The sequence below is a fragment of the Streptomyces sp. NPDC054961 genome, assembly GCF_053609145.1.
This window is the reverse complement of record NZ_JBSGWY010000063.1, coordinates 24368-30650: the sequence shown is the minus strand read 5'-3', so window position 1 is coordinate 30650 and position 6283 is coordinate 24368. Positions and strand designations below refer to the sequence as shown.

Annotated in this window: 6 protein-coding genes; 3 read left to right on the top strand and 3 right to left on the bottom strand. The window is 72.5% G+C overall.

Going from position 1 to position 6283, the window contains the following annotated elements:
• Positions 1-140: 140 nt before the first annotated feature.
• From ACWF9Z_RS34290 to ACWF9Z_RS34280, 3 genes are all read right to left on the bottom strand, one after another.
• Positions 141-542 carry a DUF3040 domain-containing protein gene (locus tag ACWF9Z_RS34290; RefSeq protein ID WP_453609156.1) on the bottom strand — a complete coding sequence of 134 codons (402 nt, stop codon included), beginning with the start codon at positions 540-542 and terminating at the stop codon, positions 141-143.
• A gap of 320 nt (positions 543-862) precedes the next feature.
• Positions 863-1621 (bottom strand): class I SAM-dependent methyltransferase, encoded by a 759-nt coding sequence (locus ACWF9Z_RS34285; protein ID WP_356661459.1) that lies wholly within the window; start codon positions 1619-1621, stop codon positions 863-865.
• A 70-nt stretch (positions 1622-1691) separates the two neighbouring features.
• Complete coding sequence (locus ACWF9Z_RS34280; RefSeq protein WP_453609153.1) at positions 1692-2189, bottom strand: SAV_6107 family HEPN domain-containing protein; 498 nt, start codon at positions 2187-2189, stop codon at positions 1692-1694.
• A gap of 225 nt (positions 2190-2414) precedes the next feature.
• Here ACWF9Z_RS34280 and ACWF9Z_RS34275 point away from each other — a divergent pair, with 225 nt between their 5' ends.
• Genes ACWF9Z_RS34275 through ACWF9Z_RS34265 form a run of 3 tightly spaced genes read left to right on the top strand, consistent with a single transcriptional unit; the run spans position 2415 to position 5952 of the window.
• Complete coding sequence (locus ACWF9Z_RS34275) at positions 2415-3227, top strand: ATP-binding cassette domain-containing protein (RefSeq protein ID WP_453609150.1); 813 nt, start codon at positions 2415-2417, stop codon at positions 3225-3227.
• Positions 3199-5283 (top strand): YhgE/Pip family protein, encoded by a 2085-nt coding sequence (locus ACWF9Z_RS34270; protein WP_453609147.1) that lies wholly within the window; start codon positions 3199-3201, stop codon positions 5281-5283. The genes ACWF9Z_RS34275 and ACWF9Z_RS34270 overlap by 29 nt, the downstream gene beginning before the upstream one ends.
• A gap of 36 nt (positions 5284-5319) precedes the next feature.
• Positions 5320-5952, top strand: a complete 633-nt coding sequence (locus ACWF9Z_RS34265; protein WP_356661451.1) for a TetR/AcrR family transcriptional regulator — start codon at positions 5320-5322, stop codon at positions 5950-5952.
• The last annotated feature ends 331 nt before the right edge of the window (positions 5953-6283 follow it).

Genomic DNA, 6283 nt, shown 5'->3' with positions numbered 1-6283 from the left:
CGGGTTCAACCCACGGCCCCCGCGGCTGTTTACCACCTGGGGTTGTACACTCACCCGTACAAAATCAAATCCGGGGTGTGGGGACGGGCGCCTTCCGGCGCCCGTCCCCTCACCCGAGTCTCGGTCCTAGCCTGGGGGGCTCACTGCCCCTGTTCGTCCCGGCGGCGCTGCCACCGGTCCTCGATACGGGTCATCATCGACCGACGCTGGCGGTTGTGGCCCGGGGCCGAACCACCACTGCTACCGGAGGCGGGCTGCTCTCCAGGCTTGGGGGCTTTGCGCCAACCGGTGACCACGAGCACCGTGCAGATCAGCATGACGAGGAAACCCACCACGCTGATCCACAGGACGTTCGGCACGATCACACCGGTCATAAGGAGCGCGACACCCACCACGATGCCTGCGACTGCCTGGTAGACCCGTCGCCGGGTATACGTGCGCAGTCCGCTTCCCTCAAGCGCTGTAGCGAATTTGGGATCTTCGGCGTACAGCGCTCGCTCCATCTGCTCGAGCATTCGCTGCTCGTGCTCCGAGAGCGGCACGGGAGTCCTCCTCATCCGTCGGTCGCGGGGGGGCAGCGACCAGGGGTCCCCTTCAGGATAGGCGGGGAATCGCCCCCGTGACACCCGCCCTCTACGCCACGTTCTAAAAAACACTGCCCGACAAAAGTACTGCTCGGGAAAAGCTCGGTTCCCTCTCAAGCATGCCGTGCGCGAAGCCGAACCGCCCTGTGAGCGGAGACCGGTGAGGGCGTTATTCCCCAGAGGTCCGCTCAGCATGCCGGTCGCTGCCCCCGATCATACGGGTCACGCCCCCGGTTCGGAGGGTGAGTGGCGCACCGTGTGCCAGGAAGGTCCGCAGATCAGGCGGGCTTCTCGCCGAGGACGTGCAACTGCGTGGCGACCGCGTGGAAGGCGGGCAGCTCGGCGGCGGCCTCCTCCAGGCGCAGCAGCGCCTCCACCGCGCCCGGCTCGGTGTCCACCAGGACGCCCGGGACGAGGTCGGCGAAGATCCGTACCCCGTGCACGGCGCCGACCGTCAGGCCGGCGTCGCCGACCAGGGCGGCGAGCTGTTCCGCGGTGAAGCGGCGCGGGACCGGGTCGCCCGCGCCCCAGCGGCCGGCCGGGTCGGTGAGCGCCGTACGGGCCTCGGTGAAGTGTCCGGCCAGGGCGCGGGCCAGGACGGCTCCGCCGAGCCCGGCGCCGAGCAGGCTGAGGACGCCGCCGGGGCGCAGGGCCGCCACCGCGTTGGCCACGCCCTCGGCGGGGTCGTCCACGTACTCCAGCACGCCGTGGCAGACCACCACGTCGTAGGCCTCGCGCTCGACGACGTCGAGCAGGCCCTGGGCGTCGCCCTGCACGCCGCGGACCAGGTCGGCCACGCCGGCTTCGGCGACCCGCCGCTCCAGCCCGAACAGCGCGTTCGGGCTGGGGTCGACCACGGTGACCCGGTGGCCGAGGCGGGCCACCGGCACGGCGAACTTGCCGGTGCCGCCGCCCGTGTCGAGCACGTCGAGCACGTCCCGCCCGGTCGCCTTCACCCGGCGGTCGAGCGCCTCCTCGAGGACCTCCCACACCACGGCGGTGCGGAGAGAGGCGCGGGGGCGGGAAGTGTCCGACACGGCTGATGGCTCCTCGGCGGTTTCGTTGGGCGGTCCCTGCCCACCCTATGGCCTCAGGCTGCCGGGCAGCTCATCCCGCGTCCGGACGCTCCGTGCGCGGCTGGGGCAGTCCCTGCGGCTGGCCGCGCGGGGTGACCGGCCGGAGCGCGAGCATGCGCTCCACCAGGCGCAGGAACATGCCCACGGCGCGCACCAGGTCGTCCGCGTCCCGCTCGGTGGCCGCGCCCGCTATCCCGGCCTCGGCCCGCGCCCGGCGGGCCGCGCCGGAGGCGAAGAGCGCGCTCCACTCGGTCAGTTCGGGAGCTATCTCCGGAAGCACGGCCCATGCGCTGCGGATCCGCGGCCGGCGCCGCGGATGCACGGGCTCGGGCCGCCCGCGCGCGGCGAGCACGGCCGCGGCGGCGCGCAGCGCGGCGAGGTGGGCGGTGGCGTACCGCTCGTTGGGCCGGGTCAGCCGGGCGGCTTCGGCCAGGCCCTCGTGGGCCTTGACGAGCAGGTCGAGGGCTGCGGGTGGCGCCGTCGACTTCCGGGGTACGGGGTGGACAGGGGACGGGGACGGTGTGGCCATGACGAACCTCCTGTCGTTCGAGCGCTACGCGCTGCCGTGCTGTCAGGTCCTGCGGTGCTGTTGCGTGTCCCCATGGTGACGCGCCCCACTGACAATCGCCCTGACCTGCGCTTTCGTCCGCATCGGAGCGGGTGTGGGCGGGCAACTGCCCCCCTCTGCGCACCGGATGCTCCCGGAGGTGCTAGTTTTTGAACTGACCGGTCAGTTCAAAAGAAGGAGGAAGGCGTGGACAGCCCGCACGGCGCGGCCGTCAAAGCCGAGGACTTCGGACTCAAGGGCCCGCGCGGCTGGGTGTTCCGGGGCATCGGACTCGACGCGGGGCCCGGCTCGCTCATCGCGGTCGAAGGCCCTTCCGGCAGCGGACGGACCTGCCTGCTCCTCGCGCTCACCGGTCGGATGAAGTCCACCGAGGGCCACGCCGAGGTCGCCCGCCACCGGCTGCCGAAGAGGATGGCCGCGGTCCGCCGGATCGCCGCCCTCGGACCGGTCCCCGGCGTCAACGACCTGGACCAGGCCCTCACCGTGGCCGAGCAACTGCGCGAGGGCGCCCTGCTCCAGCGCCGCTACGAGGGCCCCGTCCGCGCCCTGCTGCGCCCGCGCGGCGAGCGCCGCACCTCCACGGCGGCCCGGATCGAAACCGCGCTGGCCGCAGCCGGACTGGACCTCGCGACCCTGCCCAAGGGCCCGCGCACCTGCGTACGGGACCTGGAACGGCTGGAGTCGGTACGGCTGTCGGTGGCCATCGCCCTGCTCGGCTCGCCGCGCCTGCTGGCCGTGGACGACCTCGACCTCAAGCTCTCGGACGCCGAACGCGTCGAGGCCTGGGACCTGCTCCGCTCCCTCACCGCCCGCGGGACCACCGTCCTCGCGGTGTGCAGCGAGGCCCCGGCCGACGCGATCGTCCTGCGGACCGTGACCGACACGGCCGACACCGTCGGCACGACCGAATCCGCCGAAGCGGCCGGCTCCGCCGACACGACCGGCTCCGCCGACACGAAGGGGGACGACGATGCGCTCGCCGAAACTGGCCGCGCTTGAGCTGAAGCGGTTCGGGCGGGGGAAGCTGCCCCGGGCCGCCCTCGTCGCGCTGCTCCTGCTGCCGCTGCTCTACGGAGCCCTGTACCTCTGGTCCTTCTGGGACCCGTACAGCCGCCTCGACAAGGTGCCCGTCGCCCTCGTCAACTCCGACCAGGGCGCCACCGTGGACGGCAAGCGCATAGACGCCGGCGGCGAGATCACCCGCAAGCTCCACGACAGCAAGACCTTCGACTGGCGCGAGGTGAGCGAGGAGGAGGCCGCCAAGGGCCTGGAGAACGGTACGTACTACCTCTCCCTCACCATGCCCGCGGACTTCAGCGCGAAGATCGCCTCCAGCTCCGGCGCGGATCCCGCCACCGGAGCCCTCCAGGTCCGCACCAACGACGCGAACAACTACATCGTCGGTTCGATCTCGCGCACCGTCTTCTCCGAGGTCCGCTCGGCGGCCTCCGCCAACGCCTCCCGCGGCTTCCTCGACAAGATCTTCGTCAGCTTCTCCGACCTCCACGACAAGACCGCCGAGGCCGCCGACGGCGCCGACAAGCTCACCGACGGCGCCGGCAAGGCGCAGCAGGGCGCCAAGGACCTCGCCGACGGCCTGGACACGGCCAAGGAGAAGAACGGCGAGATCACCGGCGGCCTGAAGAAGCTCAACGGTGCCGCCGGACAGCTCGAGACCGGCACGAAGGACATCGCGGCCGGCACCCAGCGGCTCGCCGACAAGGTGGGCGGCGCCGCCGACAAGGCCCGCCCCTTCCTCAAGGACCCCAAGCAGCTCGCCGACAGCGCCGAACTCGTCGCCGACACCGCCAAGGTCGTGAACAACCACCTCGGCACCTTCGCCAAGGCGGCCCCGGCGGCCGCCACCGTCACCCAGCGCGTCTCCACGGGCGCCGCGGACGTCTACGCGAAGACCTGCCCCGTCGGCACCCAGCCGCAGCCCGCCACCTGCCCGCAGCTGAAGAAGCTCAAGGACGACGCGGCCGAGGGCGCCGAACTCGCGGGCGACGTCAACACCCTCGTCAAGGACGCGAACGGCGACCTCGGCACGCTCCGCACCCAGCTCACCGACCTGGAACGCGACGCCCGCGCCCTCGCCGCGAAGGCCCCCGCCCTCTCCGCCGACGTCGAATCGGCCGTCACCCAGGTCAACGCCCTGAACGCGGGCGCCCACAAAGTCGCCGGCGGCATGGCCCGGCTGCACACCGGCCTCGGCACCGCCACCGCCGGCTCCGGCGCCCTCGGCGAAGGCGTGGGCAAGCTCGGCGACGGCGCGCACAGCCTCGACGGCGGCCTGGTCAAGCTCGTGGACGGCAACGGCGAACTGGCCGGCGGCCTGCACGACGGCGCCGGACAGATCCCCGACTACGACCAGCAGCAGCGCGACGCCCGCACCCAGGTCATGGCCGACCCGGTGCAGCTCGCCAACCAGTCCCTGCACAAGGCGCCCAACTACGGCACCGGCTTCGCCCCGTACTTCATCCCGCTCTCCCTCTGGGTCGGCGCGATGGTCGCCTACATGCTGATCGCCCCGCTCAACCGCAGGGCGCTCGCCGCCGGCGCCTCGCCCTGGCGGATCGCCTTCGCCGGCTGGCTCCCCGTGGCCGGCCTCGGCGCCGCACAGGTGGCCGCGCTGATGTCCGTACTCCACTGGGGGCTCGGCCTGCAGATGGTCCGGCCCGCGCTGACCATCGGCTTCCTGATGCTGGTCACCGCCTGCTTCGCCGCGATCGTCCAATGGCTCAACGCGAAGTTCGGCGCCGCCGGACGCATCCTGGTCCTCGCGGTCCTGATGCTCCAGCTGACCTCGGCGGGCGGCACCTACCCCGTCCAGACCAGCCCCGGCTTCTTCAACGCCATCCACCCCTTCCTGCCGATGTCGTACGTCGTCGAGAGCCTGCGCCGCCTGATCACCGGCGGCGACCTCACCCCGGTCTGGCAGGGCTGCGCCGTGCTGGCCGCGTTCACCGCCGGCGCCCTCGCCCTGACCGCGCTCGCCGCCCGCGGCAAGCAGGTGTGGACGATGGACCGGCTGCATCCGGAACTGAGCCTGTAGCCCGAGGGGAGCGGTTGACCTGTGAGAATCAGCGCCATGGAAAGCAGCAGCACCAGTACGGCCGCGGGCGGCGGCCGCCGCCAGGCCACCCGGCAGAAGCTCTACGAAGCGGCCGTGACCCTCATCGCGGAGCAGGGCTTCTCCGCGACCACGGTCGACGAGATCGCCGAACGGGCCGGGGTCGCGAAGGGCACCGTCTACTACAACTTCGCGAGCAAGAACGACCTCTTCGAGGAGTTGCTGCGGCACGGGGTCGGGCTGCTGACCGAGTCCCTGCGGACGGCGGCGGAATCCACCGAGGAGCGGGGCGGCACCCGGGTCGAGGCCCTCGACGCGATGATCCGGGCCGGCCTGGTGTTCATCGACCGCTACCCGGCCTTCACCCAGCTCTACGTCGCCGAGCTGTGGCGGACCAACCGGACCTGGCAGTCCACCCTGATGGTCGTCCGGCGCGAGGCGGTCGCCGTCGTGGAGACCGTGCTGCGCGAGGGCGTGGAGCGCGGGGAGCTCAGCGCGGAGATCGACGTGCCGCTGACCGCCGCCGCGATGGTGGGGATGGTGCTGGTGGCGGCGCTGGACTGGCAGTCGTTCCAGAGCGAGCGCTCGCTGGACGACGTGCACTCGGCGCTGTCGCTGCTGCTGCGGGGCCGGGTCAGCGGGAACCGCTGACGCGGCCCGGGCCGGGCGGCCCCCGCCCGGCCATGCCCCGATCGGCGGTGCCGCCGGGGGGTGGGGCCGCGTAGAACTGGTGGGGCGGCTGAGTATCCGTACCTAGACGCGGAAATGAGTACCGGCGCGGATTGGCCCAGACCTGCCCGGACACCAGACTGGGGGCAACGGACAGGGACCCGGCCCGCACCGCCGACACGGGGCGGCAGGTGTGGACCGGGTCCCTCCGACCGGGGTGGGGAACGCGGCCGGTGCCGGGGCTCGGGGGGATCGAGCCTCTGCGCCGGCCGCTTTCGCTTCGGGTCACCGCCCGCGGCCGAGGCGTTTCGGG

Excerpts from the sequence above, each read along its gene's own strand:
- ACWF9Z_RS34270 (WP_453609147.1), top strand. The coding sequence starts at position 3,199 with ATGCGCTCGCCGAAACTGGCCGCGCTTGAGCTGAAGCGGTTCGGGCGG.
- ACWF9Z_RS34265 (WP_356661451.1), top strand. The coding sequence starts at position 5,320 with ATGGAAAGCAGCAGCACCAGTACGGCCGCGGGCGGCGGCCGCCGCCAG.
- ACWF9Z_RS34280 (WP_453609153.1), bottom strand. The coding sequence starts at position 2,189 with ATGGCCACACCGTCCCCGTCCCCTGTCCACCCCGTACCCCGGAAGTCG.